The following is a 17,498-nucleotide window of genomic DNA, read 5'->3' as shown; positions in this document are numbered from 1 at the left end:
ACCCTGGCTGAGATCACCGACCGCCTGCTACCCGAACGCCGCAGGCGGACCTGCCCCCGCGTCATCAAACGCAAGATGTCCAACTGGCCCCTCAAACGCTCCCAACACCGCAACTGGCCGCAACCAGAACCGGCGACAGTCACCATCACCCAGCCAGGAGCAACCTAAAGTCACCGGCATTGGACCTAGGTTCGCCCTAGCCGAACCGCGGCAGCTTGCGCCCCGCCGCCCGGTCCCACACCTGGGGCAGCCTGGCCCGGGCCGTCTCGGCGGCGGTGAGCTGGCGGGCGTAGAGCGCCCCGAGGCCGAAGGGCTCGCCGCTGTCGGCGGCCTGCCCGGCGAGGGTGTCGGCGGCGATCACCGCGTCCTGGTGCTCGCCCAGCAGTTCCTGGACGGCCTTCATCCGGTCCGTGTACCGCTCGGCGGCCGCGCCGACCGCCGGGGCGGCGGTCTCGCCGGCGTAGCGGGCGCGTTTGGCGGCCTTGCGGGCCTCGTGCAGGGCGCGGTCGCGCTGCTCGGCGGGCCCGGCCCCGGCGTCGAGGGCCGCCCGGACGCGCTCGCCGGTGCGGTGCTGCTCGCGCTCGGCGATCCGGGCCAGCTCGGGGACGGCGTCACGGCCGGCCCGGCGGCGCAGCGGGGGGTCGGCGAGGAGGGTGGCGAGGGCGTCGGCGAGGGCGCGGCGGCGCGGGCTGTCGAGGGCCGCGAGCACCTCGGGCCAGGCCTGCCGGTACTCGGCCCGCCCCCACCGCTCCAGCTCCGCCGCGACCCGCTCCGGCCGGCAGACGGCGGGCAGTGCCCGGGCCTGGGCGGCCAGCCGCTCGGCGAGCACCTCGCCGTCCCGGGCGCGGCCGAGGGCGTCCGCGAGCCAGCGCAGTTCGGCGACCAGGTGGTCGGTGGCCCCGGGGGCGAACAGCCGCCGGAAGGTCCGCAGGGCGCTGCGCAGCCGCCGGCAGGCGACCCGCATCCGGTGCACCGCGTCCGGTTCGTCCGCCCGGACGGCGTCGTCGAGGCCGGCCAGCACCGCCGCCTGGGCGCCGAGGCGGTCCAGCAGCACCTGCCCCACCGTGGTGGCGGGTCGCGCCATGAGCGCTCACCCCCTCATCGGGGTCACCGGGAACGCATTCCAGGCTACGGGCCCCGGGGCCCGACGACGACCAGGACCGCGACGGGGACGAGCAGCCCCGGGGACGAGCAGGCCCGGGACGACCGCGCGGCGCACAGGACGCCGACCCGCACGAACAGCGAAGCGATCCCGGCTGAGCGCGCGTCAGGCGGGTGAACGAACGGCCTCCGGCGGACAACGCTTCCACTCCCCGGGTACGCGCCCTCGTGCCGGATGTAAGCGTCGTGGCATACTCCGGGACGTGACGACCTCCACCCATGCGATCAGGGCCCTGCGGGCCGCGGTGTTCACCGCGCTCGCCGTGCCGCTGTCCGCGCTGGGCCAGGTGGTCATCACGGGTCGCCCGCTGCCGCTCTCGCTGGTGGCGGCCGCGACCGCCGTCGTCTTCCTGGTCGCGGCCGCGCTGGCCGGCGGGGAGCGGCGGCTGCTGCACATCTCCGGTGTGCTGGTGCCGGTCGAGCTGCTGCTCAACACGACGTTCAACCTGGGGCAGGCCGGCTGTGGGCCGATCCTGTCCGAGCACGTGCCCGCGCGCGGCGTGAACCTCCTGGTGTGTGGCGGCGGTTCGGTGGACGGGTCGCTGCTGGCCGGTCCGCTGGGCCACGTGGGGCCGCTGGCCCCGGCGGCGACCCAGGTGCTGCTCCTGCTGGTGCACCTGGTGATCGCACTGGCCGCCGCTGCCTGGCTGCGGCTGGGCGACGCGGCCCTGTCGGGCCTGGCCCGGTCGCTGCGCGCGCTGCGCCAGTCGCTGGCCCGCCCGTTGCGCGCCCTGGTCCTGCTGCTGCTCCCGGCTCCGGTTCGGCCGGTGCTGCGGGTGCCGCTGCCGGTGTCGGACCGCGTGCGGCCGCGCCGCGAGGACGTGGTGCTGAGCCCGGCTCCCCGGCGTGGTCCGCCGGTTCTCGCGCCTGCCTGCTGACCCGCCCGAGGCCTTTTGGGGCCGCCGCGCACGTTCGTCCGCAGGCAGCGCGCACAACTCCCGCGTTCACTCGATCCCGCCGCACCCGGTGCGGTTTCCCGCGCGCATCCGCGCGCCGCGTACAGGAGTTGACCTTCCATGGCTCAGACCCCCAGCAAGCAGCAGGCCAAGCGCATCAGTGCCCGTGAGCGGATCCAGGAGGCGCAGCGCATCGAGCAGGCGGCCTCGAAGCGCCGTCAGCGGATCGTCGTGGTGGTGTCCGCCGTCGCGGTGCTCGCCCTCGCGGGCGGAGCGGCGGTCGCGATCAACTCGGCGTCCGGCAAGAAGGACTCGAAGGCGGCCGCCGATGCGTCCGCGCCGACCGAGCTGGTCGTCCCGGCGAACGCCTCCGGCCCGGACGGCACGGTGATCACCTACGGCAAGGCCGACGCCCCGCACACCATGGAGGTGTACGAGGACTTCCGCTGCCCGGTCTGCAAGCACTTCGAGGCGGCGAACGGCGAGGCGGTCAAGAAGCTGACCGAGGACGGCTCGGTCAAGGTGGAGTTCCACCTGGCGGCGTTCCTGGACAACGCCCTCGGCGGCAAGGGCTCGCGCACCGCGCTGGCCGCCGCGGGGGCCGCGCTGAACGAGGGCGTGGACAAGTTCAAGCAGTTCCACGACGTGCTGTACGCCAACCAGCCCGACGAGCGGAAGGACGACTTCGGCAACGTCAACCACATCCTCGACCTGGCCGGCCAGGTGCCCGGGCTGAAGACGGACGCCTTCGTGAAGGCCGTCACCGACAAGACGTACGCGCCGTGGGCGGCGAAGGTCGCGGACGCGTTCAACGGCAGCGGGGTGACGGGCACCCCGACGGTCAAGGTGGACGGCAAGCCGATCACGCTGTTCAGCGGCCAGTCCACGGTGACGCCGGAGCAGTTCACCGCCCAGGTGAAGCAGGCCGCCGGCCTGAAGTAAGCACGGCACCACCGGCCCGGCCGAACCCCGGCCGGGCCGGCTCCTCCCAGCCACCGGAGTGTGCTGCCATGTCCGCCGCTACCTCTGTGCACCCCTCCCCTCCCGCCCCCGGCGCCCCCGGCCGTGCGCCGGTCGGCGCGGGCCGGGCGTTCTCCCTGCTGCTGCTCCTCGGCGGGCTGATCGGGCTGGCCACCTCGGCCGTCCTGACCTTCGACAAGCTCCGCATCCTGGAGAACCCGTCCTATGTCCCCAGTTGCAACCTCAATCCGGTGATCAGCTGCGGTTCGGTGATGCGCACCGAGCAGGCGGAGGTCTTCGGGTTCCCGAACCCGCTGCTCGGGCTGGCCGCCTTCGGCGCGCTGGCGGCGGTCGGGGCGGGGCTGCTGGCCGGTGCCGCGTACCGGCGCTGGTTCTGGCTGGGCCTGCACGCGGGCACCCTGCTGGGGGTGGTGTTCGTGCACTGGCTGATCGACGAGGCGCTGTACCGGATCGGCGCGCTGTGCCCGTACTGCATGGTGGTGTGGGCGACGGTGGTAGTGCTGTTCTGGTACACGACGCTGCACAACCTCCGGACGGGGGTGATCCCGGTGGGCCCGCGGCTGCGGCCGGTCGTGCGGGAGGCGGCGCGCTACCACTGGGCGGTGCCGGTGCTGTGGGCGGCGGTGATCGCGCTGCTGATCCTCAACCGGTTCTGGTACTACTGGAGCACGCTGGTCTGACGGGTCTGACGGGTCTGACGGACTGGCATATTTGACGGATCGTCAGCCGACGTATCCCGTGGAGTGCAGCAGCGCGGTGGCGCCGGTGCGCCGGGCCGCCAGGGCCCGGGCGAGTCGGCGCGCCGCGCAGGGGTGCAGCAGTGCGGCCGCCCGGGCGGGGGTGAAGTACCCGTACTCGGCGATCTCCTCGGCCTGCACCCGGATGGTCGCGCCGGCCGGGACCGTTCCGCCGTCGAACATGAACTGCACGGCGGGGTGGGCGTGTTCGCCCTGGCCGGGGATCGGATCGCGCCACTCGACGACGAGCAGCCGCAGCTCGCCGGCCACCAGCCCGGTCTCCTCGCGCAGTTCGCGGGCGGCGCATTCGGCGGGGCCCTCGCCCGGGTCCATCCCGCCGCCGGGGAACTGCCACTGGGCGCGGTAACTGGCCTTCAGCAGCAGGACGTCGCCGCCTTCGCCGGTGAGCAGCACGCTGCAGCCGACGTAGGCGCGCAGCAGTCCGGCCAGCCAGTCCTGTTCCGAGAGCCAGGTGTCCGTCATCGCGCCTCCTCCGCCGGTGCCCCGTCCCGGTGGCCACTCTGCCGCAACCCCCGTGCCGGATCCGGCGGTTCGTGCCCTAATCCACCCGATCGGGTACTCGACGCAGGAACGGACCCAGGGGCTCTCTTTCGGATCACGCCGCGCGCCCGGCGCGATCCGGAAGAGAGCCCCTAACCGAAGACCGCCCGCCGGTAGGCGTTGCGCAGGTCGGTGAGCGGCTGGATGCCGCGGTCGTAGTGGACCTTGTTGGTGAGCAGCAGCGCCCAGCGGCCGAGCCGCCGGGAGATCCAGATGCCGGTGCCGGTGAAGCCGTAGTGGACGAAGGCGCCCTCGGCGGGGTCGGTGCCGGGGGCGCACAGCCAGGACAGGCCGCGGGCGGGGGCGAGGCCGCCGGTCTGTTCGCGCAGCGACTCGGCGATCCAGGCCTCGCCCCAAGGCAGTTGGGGCGGCGGGGCGAGCAGCGCGGTGAGGAAGCGGGCGAGGTCGCGGGCGGTGGAGAAGGCCCCGGCGTTGCCGGAGACGCCGCCGAGCAGCCGGGCCGAGGGGTCGTGGACGACGCCGCACAGGTGGCTCCCGGCCCGCGGGTCGTACTCGGTGGGCGCGGTGCGGGCGGTGTCGGCGGGGCCGAGCGGCCCGTACCGGGTGTCGGCCATGGCGAGCGGCCGCCAGATCCAGCGGGTGGCGAGCTCGTCCAGCGGCGCGCCGCCGAGGTCCTCGACGAGGTAGCCGAGCAGGACGGCGGCGCGGTCGGTGTACTCGACGGCCGCACCGGGGGCGCGGTGCAGCGGGGCGGCGATCACCCCGGCCCGGATCGCCGCGAGGTCGCGCCCGTAGAGCTGCTCGAATCCGGTGCGAGGGAGCATTCCGGCGGTGTGCGCGAGGAGTTGACGGACCGTCACCGCACCGGCGGGGTGCCCGGAGGCGGGCGGCCACCAGTGGCCGAGCGGTTCGTCGAGCGGGAGTCGCCCGGCCTGCCGGAGCACTCCGGCGCAGGGCCAGAGGGCGATGATCTTGGTGAGGCTGGCGAGGTCGTACCGGGTGTCCGGCCCGGGGGCGAGCCGGGCGTACGGGCCCTGCCCGAGCATGCCGTGCGCGCCGCCGCCGAGCGTCCCCCCGGCCTCGCCGACGGCCCAGACGGCGCCGGCCCCGACGGTGCGCACGCCGCCCCGGACCAGCCGGTCCAGCTCCCCACCGGGCGCGGCCAGGGCGGGGAGCCGGTCGGCTCCTGGCGGTTGCTGGCTCATCGTCCCCCCTCAGAGGTGTCGTGAGCCTACCCGGCGGGCGGGCCGGTCAGGCCGCCGCGGGAAGTTCCTTGCCGAGGCAGATGCTCTGCGGGTGGTCGCGGTAGATGCCGAACTTCCGGATCGCCGCGTACCCCTCGGACCCGTACAGCGCCACGGCCTCGGGCTGCTCGGTGCCGGTCTCCAGGATGACGCGGGTGCGTCCGGCCTCGGCGGCGGTCTGCTCCAGGCGGCGCAGCACCGCCCGGGCCAGGCCACGGCCGCGGGCGGCGGGGACCACGAACATCCGCTTCAGCTCGACGTCGCCGTCACGCAGCCCGTCCGGCCCGGCCTGCTTGGCCCGCCAGCCCCCGCAGGCGACCGGTCGGCCGTCGAGGTAGGCGACCAGGAACAGACCGGCCGGCGAGTCGAAGTCATCGAGGTGCAGCACGGTCTCGTCGGGGTCGCCGTAGCGGCGGACGTACTCCTGCTGCACCTCCGCCGACAGGGCCTGGGCGTCGGGGTGGGCGTAGCCGGTGACGCGGAACTCGACGGTTCCGGCCTCCATGGTGGTGCTCTTCATGAGGGAAGAGCCTACGACCTGGATCAGCGGGCCTCGAAACGGGCGACCAGCTCGTTCTTGCCGAACATCCGTGCGGTGTCGACGGCGTTCGGGGTGCCGGCGGCGGGGTCGGCGCCGCCGTCCAGCAGGACGGTCAGCACGTCCTCGGCGCCCTTGAAGACGGCGCCGGCGAGCGGGGTCTGACCGCGGTCGTTGGCGCGGTTCGGGTCGGCGCCTCGCGCCAGCAGGGCTTCGACGGTGGCGGCGTGGCCGTGGTAGGCGGCGAGCATGAGCAGGGTGTCGCCGCGGTCGTTGGTGAGGTCGGCGGGCGCGCCGGCGTCCACGTAGGCGGCCAGGGTGTCGGTCTCGCCGGCCCGGGCGGCGTCGAAGAGCTTTCCGGCCAGGGCGATCACCTCGGCGTCGGGGGCGCCGGGGGCGTCGGCGGGCTGCTGGCTGGCGGCGTCGGTCATGGCGGGCGGCCTTTCCGGTCTGCGGGCTCTGCGGGCTCTGCGGGTCCTACGGGTTCTGCGGGTTCTACGGGTTCCGCAGGCGGCAGAGCCACGGTGGAGGAGTGTCGCTGGCGGAGTGCGGCTGGAGGAGCCGCGCGTACCGCACCGTAGCGGCCGGGTGCCGGGCCGGGCCAGCGCGCGTCCGGATGGCGGATGGCAGCCCTCGAACGGCGGCCATCCGGGCGAACTTCCCCGACCCCCCGGAAACCTCCCGCCCACCCGGCGGGAATGCCTCGCCGCACTGGAACTGCGCGGGACACGGCCCCACCCCGGCCGGTCCGCCCGCCTTCGCCCGAACTCCAGGGCGACGTTGAACGGGAAACCACCCATTTGCACCGTTCCATCATCTATTACTTTTTGTCACGATAAGCGCACTTTCCGTAGCACCGTCCCCGTCCCCCCTCCCCGAGGAGCAGAACGTGATCCTCTCGATTTCCGGCATCGTCCTGTTCGGCACCATCGCCTTTCTGTTCTTCCGCAGGGACGGGCTGAAGGTCTCCCACGCCGTCGTCTGCGCCCTCTTCGGCTTCTACGTCGCCGGTTCCTCGATCGCCCCGAGCATCACCGCCGGCGGCGCCAGCCTGGCGAGCCTGCTCGGCGGCCTCAAGTTCTAGCGGTCCACGTTCCAGGCGCTGCCACTCCCCCGCACGGGCCCGGGTGCGGATCCCACCGCCCCGGGTCCCGTCGTACCGGCTCCGCCCCCGCCACCCGACCCGTCCCACTCGCCCGGGGAGTCAAGGAATGCCGCTCCAACGCCATCTCAGCAAGGGCCGCGAGATCGCCCGAACCGCCGGGGACCACGCCTCCGACATGTTCGCCCCGCTCTCCGTGATCGGCCGCGGACTGCGCCACCACGCGGGCTGGGCCAAGGACCGCTGGAACGCCACCCCGAAGGAGCGCCGCGGCCCGACGCTGTTCCTCTCCGCCGCGATGCTGGTCGGCGTCTACCTGCTGCCGCACGGCCTGCTGTTCGCCCTGATCGCCCTGATGGCCAGCTCCGCCTGGGCCGGCCGGGCCCCCAAGCCCGCACCCGCCCCGCCCGCCCCGGACGTCGCCGACATCAAGCTCGGCGCGCTCTACGCGGCGCTCACGCCGTACCTGTGCGGCCCCGAGGACGCCAACCCGCTGTACCACTACGAGGGCCACTACAAGAACGCCTTCGGCTCCTGGGAGTTCGACGACGAGGGCCGGCTCTCCCGGCTGGAACTCGGCTACCCGGCGTACTTCACCGACACCGAGCCGATCGCGCGGGCCCGGATCGAGCAGGTCGTCCAGGGCAAGGCCGGCCGGGCCCGGGAGTACCGCTTCGACTGGGACGAGGAGTCCAACCGGCTGCGGATCGCCGCGCTCACCCCGCTGCCCGCCGACATCGTCGCCCAGCGCTTCGTGGCCGCCCCCGGCGAGATCGTGCTCGGCTTCACCGACGAGGACGGCACCGCCCGGACCATCCCGGTCACCCAGGGCGGCGCGATCGCCCAGCAGCCGCCGGTCGTCTGGCGCACCGGCCCCCGCTCGGCCGAGCCGCACCTGCTGGCGCTCGGCGTCACCGGCTACGGCACCTCCAGCCTGATCCGCTCGATCGCGCTCCAGGCGCTCCCGTACGGGGACCTGGTGGTGGTCGACGGCGCGGGCACCGGGGAGCACGCCTGCCTGGTCAACCGGCCCGGCGTGCACACCGTGGAGACCAGCCTGCACGGCGCGCTGGCCGCGCTGGAGTGGGCCGCGCAGGAGACCGAGCGCCGGCTCGCCGCGCTGAACGCCGCCCGGCACGCCGGCACCGCGCCCCCCGAGGACGCCACCCGCCCGCTCTGGCTGCTCCTGGACCACCCGACCGAGCTGAGCGAGCTCGCCCACGCCGAGGGCCGCCCGGACCCGCAGGACCTGCTGGAGCTGCCACTGCGGCACGGCCGCGCCGCCCGCGTCACCGTGGTGATCGCCGACGACGTCGAGGCCAGGGGCCGGATCACCTCGACCGTGCGCTCCACCACCCGGGCCCGGGTCGTACTCGGCCCCGCCGGCCCCGAGGAGGGCCACGCCGTGCTCGGCGCGCCGCTGGACATCGTGCCCGCCGCGCACGCCCCCGCCGGCCGCGGCTACGCCCGGATCGGCAACGGCACCCCCGTCCGGCTCCAGGTGCCCGCCACCGTCGACCCGCTGGACGAGGAGGCCCCGGCCCAGCTGCGGGACGCGGTGATCGCCCTGCTGCCGCACCGCGACACCCGCACCGAGGCCGCCGCCGACCTGCCGCCCCGGCCGGAGCGCCCGCCGGTGGTCCTGCCCGCCGATCCGGCCCCCCGGGCCCACCCGGTCGACCTCGCCAAGGGCGAGCCGATGATCCGTTCCCGCCCGATCTCCTGACCACGTCGGGCGGGGGCGGCGGCGGTCGTCGAATCCCGCCCCGGTAGGCTCGTCCCGGAAAGGCCGACCGATCACCAGATGTGAAATAGGTGACACCTAGGGTGATATCCACGGCCAGATGTGACAAATCGGGCGCCGATGGGTACAAACAGGGGCGGCACGACAGACGACGCATGTCCCCGGACGGGAATCTTCGTCGGAAGCCGAGCGTTGACCGAACGACGAAGAACAGCGACCACTAGTCCTGTGGGCCATAAGCCCGGGAGGCACGATTCATGAGCGAGCGAGCTCTCCGCGGCACGCGACTCGGGGCCACTAGCTACGAGACCGACCGCGGTATCGATCTGGCTCCCCGCCAGACCGTCGAGTATGCATGTCAGAACGGACACCGATTCGAGGTTCCTTTCTCGGTCGAGGCGGAGATCCCCCAGGCCTGGGAATGCCGCTTCTGTGGCCAGGAGGCGGTACTTCTCGACGGCGACGAGCCGGAAGAGAAGAAGGTCAAGCCGACGCGTACCCATTGGGACATGCTGATGGAGCGCCGGACCCGTGAGGAACTGGAGGAGGTACTGGCCGAGCGACTGGCCGTGCTCCGCTCCGGCGGAATGAACCTCGCGGTACACCCGCGGGACACCCGCAAGAGCGCCTGACCTCGCTCCCGCCACGGCGGGAGGACGCGAAAAGGGACCCTGGTCACCAGGGTCCCTTTCGCGTTCCCGCCTCGCGTTCCCGCGCGCTCCCGGGAAGGCGAGGCGAGGCCGGCTCTCGCGTTCCCGGGAGGGGCGGTCAGCCCGAGATCGGCGGGCGGTAGGTGGTGTCCGGGCCCTGTTGACCGCGCGGGCCATCACCGGGCTCCACCACCTCGCCCTGGATCACCTTGCCGTCCGGGCGGTGGATGCGCAGCTGTTCCTGCAGCCGCATCGCGTCCGCGAACGGATCAGCCCCGGCGACGGTGCTGCGCAGCGCCTTGTCGGCCACCCGGCGGCCACCGGCCCGCCAGAGCGCCCGGGTGGGCGGGAACAGCAGGGTGAGCGCCACCAGGTCCGACAGGAAGCCCGGGACGATCAGCAGCAGGCCCGCCAGCACCGTCAGGCTGGTGCCGGTCTCGGGCTGCTCGGACTTCGGGTCCTTGCTCTGCTCGATCGCCGCGGACAGCGCCTTCAGCCCGGCCCGCTTGATCAGCGAACCGCCGATCAGCGCGCCCGCGACGAGCAGCAGCACGACGACGAATCCACCCAGCCACGAGCCCACTTGGACCAGCAGCCAGATCTCCAGCACCAGCCAGGCGGTGATCAGCAGCGGCAGCACCCGGCGGAGCTTGCCGCGCGGGGCCGGACGGGCGGGGGTAGCTTGCTGGGTCACGGTACGAATCCACTCCAAGCAGTGCTCTGCGCGCCGCACGGGAGGTCCGGGCCGGCTACGGCACCACCTGGTCCAACGATTCCCCCGCGGCCGGTGTTCCGGCGCCGGTCTTCCGTCGGCGGCCGACCAGCACGCCCGCGCCGCAGGCCAGCAGGCCCGCGAGGGCCAGCGTCCACTCCGGCGCGGCGCCGACCCGGTCGGCGACCGTGGTGCCGTCGCGCAGCGGGACGACCGCCGACAGCTCGGCCGCGGTCAGCTCCTCGGTGCGCTGCTGGACCGTGCCGTCCGGGGCGATCACCGCGCTGATGCCGCTGGTGGCGGCGATCAGCACGGCCCGGCCGTGCTCGACCGCGCGCAGCCGGCTCATCGCGAGCTGCTGCTCGGGCTGGCCGGTCTTGGCATAGGTCGCGTTGTTGGTCTGGACCACCAGGACGCGGGCGCCGCTGTCCACGGTGTCGCGGACGATCTCGTCGTAGGCGACCTCGAAGCAGATCACGTCGCCGATCCGGGCCGGGCCGAGCTGCATGACGCCGTTGTGGTCGCCGGGGTAGAAGTCCCGGGCGACCCGCTGGAGCCGGGTGATCACCTTCATCAGCTGGGCGCGGAACGGCACGTACTCCCCGAACGGGACGGGGTGCTGCTTGGTGTAGGAGGCGCCGGGGCCGGTCTTCGGGTCCCAGACGATGCCCTCGTTCTGGACGTGCTGCGCGTCCGGGCCGTCCACCAGGGTGCCGACCAGGGTGGGCACGCCGACCGTCTTCACGGCCTGGTCGATGCGCTGGTAGGCGAGCGGGTCGCTGAACGGGTCCAGGTCGGAGGAGTTCTCCGGCCAGATCACGATGTCGGGGCGCTCGACCTTACCGGCGGCGATGTCCGCGGCCAGCCGCTCGGTCGCCACCGCGTGGTTGTTGAGGACCATCATCGGGCGGCCCAGGAAGTCCATGCCCGGGTTGGGCACGTTGCCCTGGACGATGGCGACCTTCACGGTGTCGGCCGGCGCGGTCGGCACCGGCACCAGGTACCCGGCCAGCAGCGCGGCCACCGCGCCCAGCCCCGCCAGCGCGGCGGCCCGGGGCGTCTTGCGCGGCCCGCGCAGGCGCAGCGCGGCGCCGGCGAGCAGGGCTCCCGAGAGGGCGACCGCGAAGGTCACCAGCGGTGCGCCGCCGAGCGCGGCCAGCGGCGTGAACGGGGTCGCGGTGTTGGCGAAGGCCAGCCGCCCCCACGGGAAGCCGCCGAACGGCAGCCGGTCGCGCGCCCACTCCTGGGTGATCCACAGGCAGGCCGCCCAGAGCGGCCAGGCCGGCAGCCGGGAGGTGAGGGCCAGACCACTGCCGAGGACGGCCAGGAACAGTGCCTCCACGACCGACAGGCCGACCGTCGCGTCCCAGCCGACCACCCGCAGCCAGCTGAGCAGCAGCAGGAAGAACGGCAGGCCGAAGGCGAAGCCCGTCCAGGCCGCCTGGCGGACGGTGCGGCCCCGGGTGAGCAGGGACAGCGCGGCGACGCCGAGCAGCGACAGCGGCCACAGGTCGAAGGGCGGGAAGGCGAGTGCGAGCAGCAGACCCGCCAGGGCCGCGAGGCCGGTGCGGGGAAGGCCCGCCCGGACCTTGGCGACGGCGCGGGCGGCCCGGCCGGGCCTGGGCGCCGACTCCGCCGGCTCGGGTGCGGCCCCCGGCCGCTCCTGGGTGACGGGCATGGCCACCGGCGCACCATCTTCCTGGATCTTGCTGTTCGGACGCTGTCCGAAGAAGGTACCCCGGAAGGTCAGGGAAGCGTGAGGTCAGGGTGGTAGCAGGGTCAGCGCCTCACGGCCCGGCGGGCCTTGCCGCACACGCCCCCGACCGGGCGGCGGGGTCGGCGGCGCGGTGCTGCCCGCCCAGGGGCTCCGGGCGGAAGTCCGGGCGGGCAGCTCGCGGGGGACGGTGAAGCCGGCGGGGACCAGCGGGGCGGTCGTCCCGGGGGTCGACCCACGGCCGCCGGGCCGCCGCTTCCGCCGGGTTCACGCGGGTCTGCTCGGCTCTACTCGGCGGCCCGGTGGACGGTGCGGCCGCGGACGACGGTGCGCAGGCAGGCCGGCAGCGGGTGGCCGGGGGTGAGGTCGGGCAGGCCCGGGGTGCCGGAGCGCGGGTCGGTGGACCAGCCCGCCACCCGGGAGTCCGGGGCCTGGACGACCAGTTCGTCGGCGGCCCAGATCGCGTAGCTGGCGACGGCGCCGGGCACGAGCACGCCGTCCTGGTCGCGGCCGATCGCGCGCCAGCCGCCGCGGGTGTGCGCGGTGAAGGCCGCGCGGACGGAGATCCGGTGGTCCAGGGTCTGGTGGAAGGCGGCCGCGCGGACGGTGCCCCAGGGGTCGAGCGGGGTGACCGGGGCGTCCGAGCCGAAGGCCAGCGGCACACCGGCCCGCAGCAGGGCGGCGAAGGGGTTGAGCGCGGCGGCCCGCTCGGCGCCGAGGCGCTGGACGTACATGCCGTCCGGGCCGCCCCAGGCGGCGTCGAAGGCGGGCTGGACGGAGGCGGTGAGGCCGAGCTCGGCGAAGACGGCGACGGACTCGTCGTCCAGCGCCTCGGCGTGCTCGACGCGGTGGCGCAGCGCCTTGACCCGCCCGGCGCCGACCCGCTCCCCGGCCGCCCGGACGCCGTCCAGGACGGCGGCCACGGCCGCGTCGCCGATGGCGTGGAAGCCGGCCTGGAGCCCGGCCTCGGTGCAGGCGGCGACGTGGTCGGCGACCTGCTCGGCGGTCAGGTAGGCGGTGCCGGTGTGCTCGGCGTCGGCGTAGGGGGTGTGCAGGCAGGCGGTGTGCGAGCCCAGCGCGCCATCCGCGAAGAGGTCGCCGCCGGCGCCCACCGCGCCGAGTCGGCGGGCCGTCTCGACGCCGCCCAACTCACCCCAGTAGCCGAAGACCTCGGGGCCTTCACCCTCGGCCGCGAGGGCCAGCAGGGCGGCCAGGTCGGCCTCGGAGGAGATCTCCGGGCCGGCGCACTCGTGCAGCGCGCCGATGCCGAGTTCGGCGGCGCGGGCGAGGGTGGCGCGCTGGGCGCGGCCGCGCTGCTCGGGGGTGAGGTGGGCGAGCGCGGTCCGCCGGACGGCGTGGTGGGCGTCCTTGGTGAGCGGGCCGTCCGCGGTGTGGCCGGGGCTCTCGGCCAGGCCGGGGGCGAGGGTGCGCAGCGCGGTGGTGGCGAGCGCGGAGTGCACGTCGGTGCGGGAGAGGTAGAGCGCGGCGCCGCGGGCGGCGGCGTCGAGTTCGGCGAGCGTGGGCGGGCGGCCCTCGGGCCAGCCGGTCTCGTCCCAGCCGTGGCCGATGAGCACCCCGCCGGGCTCGGGCCGGGCGTCGACGAAGGCGGTGACGGCGGCGAGGGCGTCGGCCAGCGAGGGGCTGCCGGTGAGGTCGAGGCCGGTGAGCGCCAGGCCGGTGGCGGTGGCGTGCACGTGGGCGTCGACGAAGGCGGGGGTGACCAGGGCGCCGTCCAGCTCGACGATCTCGTCGGCGGTGGCGGCGTACGCCTCGGCGGCGCCGTCGCTGCCGACCCAGGCGATGTGCTCGCCCTCGACGAGCATCGCAGTGGCGAAGGGGTCGGCGGGGCTGTAGACGGCGCCGCCGCGCAGCAGGACGGTCCGGGAAGTGCGTTCGGTCATGCCGCTAAGTCTGCACCTGCGGGGTTCGTCCTCAGAGCCTCGGGGGTCGCGCCTCGTAGGGGGTGGAGAGGACGACGGTGGTGCGGGTGGAGACGCCGGCGGCGCTGCGGATGCGGGCGAGCAGGTCCTCCAGGTCGCCGGGGGCGCCGACGCGCACCTTGAGGATGTAGTTCTCGTCGCCGGCGACGCTGTGGCAGGCCTCGATCTCGGGCAGGCCGGCCAGCCGTTCGGGGGTGTCGTCCGGGGCGCTGGGGTCGAAGGGCTTGACCGAGATGAACGCGGTGAGTGCCAGGTCGACGGCGTCGGGGTCGATGATCGCGGTGTAGCCGCGGATCACCCCGCGCTGTTCGAGGCGGCGCACCCGCTGGTGCACCGCCGAGGTGGACAGGCCGGTGGCCTTGCCCAGGTCCGTGTAGCTCATCCGGCCGTCCTCTAGGAGCAGCTGGACGATGCGTTGGTCGAGATCCTCCACAGTGCGCAAACCTACCCGGTCGGGGGCACGGGGGGCGCACGCGGTGTCACATCGGGTGCCCGCAGGTGTCACGCGGGCAAATGCCAGGCGAATGTGGCAGTGGATGTGGCCAAGGACACACCCGGTGCATCACGGTGCACCGGACCGCAGGGTTATGAGCCCGAATCGAAGGGAAGTGCTGGTTGTGGCCCCGGGCGACCACGCCGGGCCCGATCCGAGGGGGATCCTCATGCCGACTGACCAGCGTGCCCTGGGCGCCGACGAGACCGACGATACGACCGGCCGCGACGACCTCGCGGTCGATCACGGCCACGTCCCGGGCATCGACCCGGGTGAGGCCGAGACCTGGGACATCTTCCGGGTGCACTGCCCCGAGTGCCGCCGCCCGATCGCCCTGGTGGCCGACGAGGAGCGGCTGCCGCAGCACGCGCTGCTGCCGACCGCCTGGAACCCCTTCACCCCCGCGCTGTGCCCGGGTTCGGGCACGCCGACCGACGACCTCGCCGAGGTGGAGACCCCGGAGGACGCCCAACCCGCCGGACTCGACGCGCTGTTCAGGCTCCCCACCGAACTCGACTGGCGCACCCAGCCGTTCTCGCACGCGGTGGCGCACCGGCCGACGCGGACCGCCGTCGTCGCCCCGGCCGTCCCGGTCATCTCGGCCATCCCCGAGCAGCGCCGCCGCCTCGTCCGGCGCTGATCCGCCGGCCCGCGCGGGCGGGTTGCTGATCCGCCCGCCCGCGCAGGCGGGTTGACGCAGGATCGAAGACGCCTCCGGCCGTCACTCCGCACCCTGGAGTGACGGCCGGAGGCCGTTTGTGGGGGGCTCAGCCCTTGGTGAGGTGACGGCCGATCACCAGGCGCTGGATCTGGTTGGTGCCCTCGACGATCTGCAGCACCTTCGCCTCGCGCATGTAGCGCTCGGCCGGGAAGTCCTGCGTGTAGCCGTAGCCGCCGAGCACCTGGACCGCGTCGGTGGTCACCCGCATCACGGCGTCGGTGCAGAACAGCTTGGCCATCGCCGCCTCCTTGGAGAACGGCAGGCCCGCGTCCCGCAGCCGGGCGGCGGACAGGTAGAGCGCCCGCCCGGCCTCGATCTGGGTGGCCATGTCGGCGAGCATGAAGGACAGGCCCTGGAACTCGGCGATCGGGCGGCCGAACTGACGGCGGGTGCGCGCGTAGTCGACCGCGAGGTCGAGCGCGGCCTGGGCGACGCCGACCGCGCAGGCGGCGATGCCGAGGCGGCCGGAGTCCAGTGCGGCGAGCGCGATCTGGAAGCCCTGGCCCTCCTCGCCGATCAGCCGGTCGCGGGAGACCCGGGCGCCGTCGAAGTGCAGTTGCGCGGTCGGCGAGGAGCGCATGCCCATCTTGTGCTCCGGCGGGGCGGCCGACAGGCCCTGTGCGTCGCCCGGGACGAGCAGGCAGCTGATGCCCTTGGAGCCCTCGCCGCCGGTGCGCACCAGGGCGCTGTAGAAGTCCGCCCGGCCGCCGTGGGTGATCCACGCCTTGGTGCCGTTCACCACGTACGCGTCGCCGTCGAGGTCGGCGCGGGTGCGCAGCGCGGCCGCGTCCGAACCGGACTGCGGTTCGGAGAGGCAGTAGGCGCCGAGCTGCTCGCCGGAGAGCATTCCGGGCAGCCACCGGCCGCGCTGCTCCTCGGTGCCGAAGCCGGCCAGCGCGTGGCAGGAGAGGGTGTGCACGCTCACCCCGAGGCCGACGGCCAGCCAGCCGGACGCCAGCTCCTCCAGCACCTGCAGGTACACCTCGTAGGGCTGCCCGCCGCCGCCGTACTTCTCGTCGTAGGGGAGGGAGAGCAGGCCGGCCTCGCCGAGGGTGCGGAAGACCTCCCGCGGGAAGCGGCCGGCGGCCTCGTCCTCGGCCGCGCGGGGCTGCAGCTCGCGCTGGACCAGGTCCCGGGTGAGGCTCAGCAGCTCGTGGGCCTCCTCGCTGGGCAGCTGGCGCTCCACGGCTTTCACTGGGGACGGGGTCATGGCGGCGGTCGCCTCCTCGATCGGGCACCGGAGCGTGGTGTGGCTGGTCCGGCGCGGGTGTGGCAGGTCGGCCCGACCGGCACCGGATTACGGTGAACGGCCGTTCACAGGCATGGCGATGCGAGTATGCCGGAAACCCGCGCCGCCGTCACGATCACCCAGGAGTAACTGGACGGACTGGTGGGCTACGGCACCGTAGGGTTGCCGTTGTGGCTGCTTCCCGACCCCTCTTCCCCGCCCTTCCACCCGTTCCCGGCGACGCGGTGGCCTCGCTCGCGGCGGAGCTGCGCGCACTGCCGCCCTCCTGCGGGCCGGTGCGGCTGGTCGCGGTGGACGGGCACGCGGGCTCGGGCAAGACGACCTTCGCCGGGCGGCTGGCGGCGGCGCTCGGCGGGGCGCCGGTGGTCCACCTCGACGACCTGGCCACCCACGCCGAGCCCTTCGGCTGGACCGGGCGGCTGCGCGAACAGGTGCTGGAGCCGCTGGCGGCCGGCCGGGACGGCGCGTACCGGGTGTACGACTGGACGCTGCGCCGCTTCGCGGGCACGGCCGCGGTGCCGGTCGCCCCGGTGGTGCTGGTGGAGGGCGTCGGCGCCGGACGGCGGGCGGTGCGGCCGTGGCTGGCCCGGGTGATCTGGCTGGAGTTGGACGCCGCCTCGGCCCGGCGGCGCGGCGAGCAGCGGGACGGGCCGGATCTGGCCGAGTTCTGGGCCGGCTGGGCCCGGGCCGAATCGGCGCATTTCGCCGCGGATCCGAGCCGTCCGTTCGCCGGGACGCGGGTCGACGGGGTGACCGGACGAATCACGCCGGGCACCGTGGGTGAACCTTCAACAAGCCCTTGACCTGCGCTGTCGCCAGGATTTAGGTTCTCCTCAGCCGCCGGAACGGGATGTTCCGGCCGCCTCGGACCCGGCGTCCCCGGCTTGTTCCCCCGTGAGCCGGGGGCGCCGTCCGGTCCTTTCCGAATCGCGCTCCCCCACCCCCGGTCCAGGCCCCCACCCGCTCAACGACCGCTCACACGATCGCATTTGACTCCGTGGGCGCCCTTCCGGATCAGCGCCACGCCGGTACGATTCCTCGCAGGCGCAGATGCGCCCGGGGGCTTTCGACCACCGGCCCGGCTGCACGCAGGC

18 protein-coding genes are annotated in these 17,498 nt (G+C 74.3%); 8 read left to right on the top strand and 10 right to left on the bottom strand.

Translation table 11 applies throughout. The annotated features are described in order from the left end of the window. Window positions 1-196 precede the first annotated feature (196 nt). A complete protein-coding gene (locus AC07BF_RS17640) occupies window positions 197-1,084 on the bottom strand; it encodes a CHAD domain-containing protein (RefSeq protein ID WP_400803189.1) in 888 nt (295 codons plus the stop codon). A 280-nt stretch (window positions 1,085-1,364) separates the two neighbouring features. Between AC07BF_RS17640 and AC07BF_RS17635 the strand changes: the two genes are divergently transcribed. From AC07BF_RS17635 to AC07BF_RS17625, 3 genes are all read left to right on the top strand, one after another. Continuing rightward, window positions 1,365-2,039 (top strand): hypothetical protein, encoded by a 675-nt coding sequence (locus tag AC07BF_RS17635; protein WP_350883589.1) that lies wholly within the window; start codon window positions 1,365-1,367, stop codon window positions 2,037-2,039. Window positions 2,040-2,177: 138 nt separating this feature from the next. Beyond that, the gene (locus tag AC07BF_RS17630; protein WP_400803193.1) at window positions 2,178-2,999 is read left to right on the top strand and encodes a DsbA family protein; all 822 of its coding nucleotides are present in this window, start codon (window positions 2,178-2,180) and stop codon (window positions 2,997-2,999) included. A gap of 68 nt (window positions 3,000-3,067) precedes the next feature. Then, on the top strand, window positions 3,068-3,718 hold the full coding sequence (locus AC07BF_RS17625) for a vitamin K epoxide reductase family protein (protein ID WP_478333574.1): 651 nt from the start codon (window positions 3,068-3,070) through the stop codon (window positions 3,716-3,718). Between the two features lie 42 nt (window positions 3,719-3,760). Here AC07BF_RS17625 and AC07BF_RS17620 read toward each other — a convergent pair whose 3' ends face one another. From AC07BF_RS17620 to AC07BF_RS17605, 4 genes are all read right to left on the bottom strand, one after another. Continuing rightward, entirely contained in the window at window positions 3,761-4,258 is a 498-nt protein-coding gene (locus AC07BF_RS17620; protein ID WP_363581700.1) for an NUDIX hydrolase, read from the bottom strand. Between the two features lie 170 nt (window positions 4,259-4,428). Then, window positions 4,429-5,502, bottom strand: a complete 1,074-nt coding sequence (locus AC07BF_RS17615) for a serine hydrolase domain-containing protein (protein ID WP_478333573.1) — start codon at window positions 5,500-5,502, stop codon at window positions 4,429-4,431. 46 nt (window positions 5,503-5,548) lie between these two features. Next, window positions 5,549-6,061: a GNAT family N-acetyltransferase gene (locus tag AC07BF_RS17610; protein WP_363581696.1), complete on the bottom strand. Its 513-nt coding sequence runs from the start codon at window positions 6,059-6,061 to the stop codon at window positions 5,549-5,551. Between the two features lie 23 nt (window positions 6,062-6,084). Beyond that, complete coding sequence (locus AC07BF_RS17605; RefSeq protein ID WP_363581694.1) at window positions 6,085-6,510, bottom strand: ankyrin repeat domain-containing protein; 426 nt, start codon at window positions 6,508-6,510, stop codon at window positions 6,085-6,087. 458 nt (window positions 6,511-6,968) lie between these two features. On the opposite strand from AC07BF_RS17605, the gene AC07BF_RS17600 reads away from it, so the two are divergent. The 3 genes from AC07BF_RS17600 (at window position 6,969) to AC07BF_RS17590 (ending at window position 9,557) form a co-directional block, all read left to right on the top strand. Then, the gene (locus tag AC07BF_RS17600; protein WP_063346460.1) at window positions 6,969-7,163 is read left to right on the top strand and encodes a hypothetical protein; all 195 of its coding nucleotides are present in this window, start codon (window positions 6,969-6,971) and stop codon (window positions 7,161-7,163) included. A 127-nt stretch (window positions 7,164-7,290) separates the two neighbouring features. Further along, the gene (locus AC07BF_RS17595) at window positions 7,291-8,907 is read left to right on the top strand and encodes a hypothetical protein (protein ID WP_363628233.1); all 1,617 of its coding nucleotides are present in this window, start codon (window positions 7,291-7,293) and stop codon (window positions 8,905-8,907) included. A 275-nt stretch (window positions 8,908-9,182) separates the two neighbouring features. After that, on the top strand, window positions 9,183-9,557 hold the full coding sequence (locus AC07BF_RS17590; protein WP_030306127.1) for an RNA polymerase-binding protein RbpA: 375 nt from the start codon (window positions 9,183-9,185) through the stop codon (window positions 9,555-9,557). 136 nt (window positions 9,558-9,693) lie between these two features. Here the strand turns inward: AC07BF_RS17590 and fxsA are convergent, their stop codons facing one another. The 4 genes from fxsA to AC07BF_RS17570 all read right to left on the bottom strand — a co-directional run bounded on the left by fxsA (window position 9,694) and on the right by AC07BF_RS17570 (window position 14,374). Beyond that, window positions 9,694-10,269 (bottom strand): FxsA family membrane protein, encoded by a 576-nt coding sequence (gene fxsA, locus AC07BF_RS17585; RefSeq protein WP_478333572.1) that lies wholly within the window; start codon window positions 10,267-10,269, stop codon window positions 9,694-9,696. Between the two features lie 55 nt (window positions 10,270-10,324). Beyond that, window positions 10,325-11,965 (bottom strand): apolipoprotein N-acyltransferase, encoded by a 1,641-nt coding sequence (gene lnt, locus AC07BF_RS17580; protein ID WP_400803207.1) that lies wholly within the window; start codon window positions 11,963-11,965, stop codon window positions 10,325-10,327. A gap of 323 nt (window positions 11,966-12,288) precedes the next feature. Continuing rightward, complete coding sequence (locus tag AC07BF_RS17575; protein WP_400803210.1) at window positions 12,289-13,902, bottom strand: amidohydrolase; 1,614 nt, start codon at window positions 13,900-13,902, stop codon at window positions 12,289-12,291. Between the two features lie 31 nt (window positions 13,903-13,933). After that, complete coding sequence (locus AC07BF_RS17570) at window positions 13,934-14,374, bottom strand: Lrp/AsnC family transcriptional regulator (RefSeq protein WP_350883567.1); 441 nt, start codon at window positions 14,372-14,374, stop codon at window positions 13,934-13,936. A gap of 229 nt (window positions 14,375-14,603) precedes the next feature. Between AC07BF_RS17570 and AC07BF_RS17565 the strand changes: the two genes are divergently transcribed. Further along, complete coding sequence (locus AC07BF_RS17565; protein WP_363581684.1) at window positions 14,604-15,074, top strand: hypothetical protein; 471 nt, start codon at window positions 14,604-14,606, stop codon at window positions 15,072-15,074. A gap of 127 nt (window positions 15,075-15,201) precedes the next feature. Here AC07BF_RS17565 and AC07BF_RS17560 read toward each other — a convergent pair whose 3' ends face one another. Beyond that, window positions 15,202-16,365: an acyl-CoA dehydrogenase family protein gene (locus AC07BF_RS17560; RefSeq protein ID WP_363628226.1), complete on the bottom strand. Its 1,164-nt coding sequence runs from the start codon at window positions 16,363-16,365 to the stop codon at window positions 15,202-15,204. Window positions 16,366-16,574: 209 nt separating this feature from the next. Here AC07BF_RS17560 and AC07BF_RS17555 point away from each other — a divergent pair, with 209 nt between their 5' ends. Further along, window positions 16,575-17,207 (top strand): uridine kinase family protein, encoded by a 633-nt coding sequence (locus tag AC07BF_RS17555; RefSeq protein WP_400803215.1) that lies wholly within the window; start codon window positions 16,575-16,577, stop codon window positions 17,205-17,207. Window positions 17,208-17,498: the final 291 nt, after the last annotated feature.

It is taken from the genome of Kitasatospora sp. NPDC043950, from assembly GCF_056435345.1.
The sequence above is the reverse complement of the archived record's forward strand: the minus strand, read 5'-3'. Positions and strand labels throughout refer to the sequence as shown.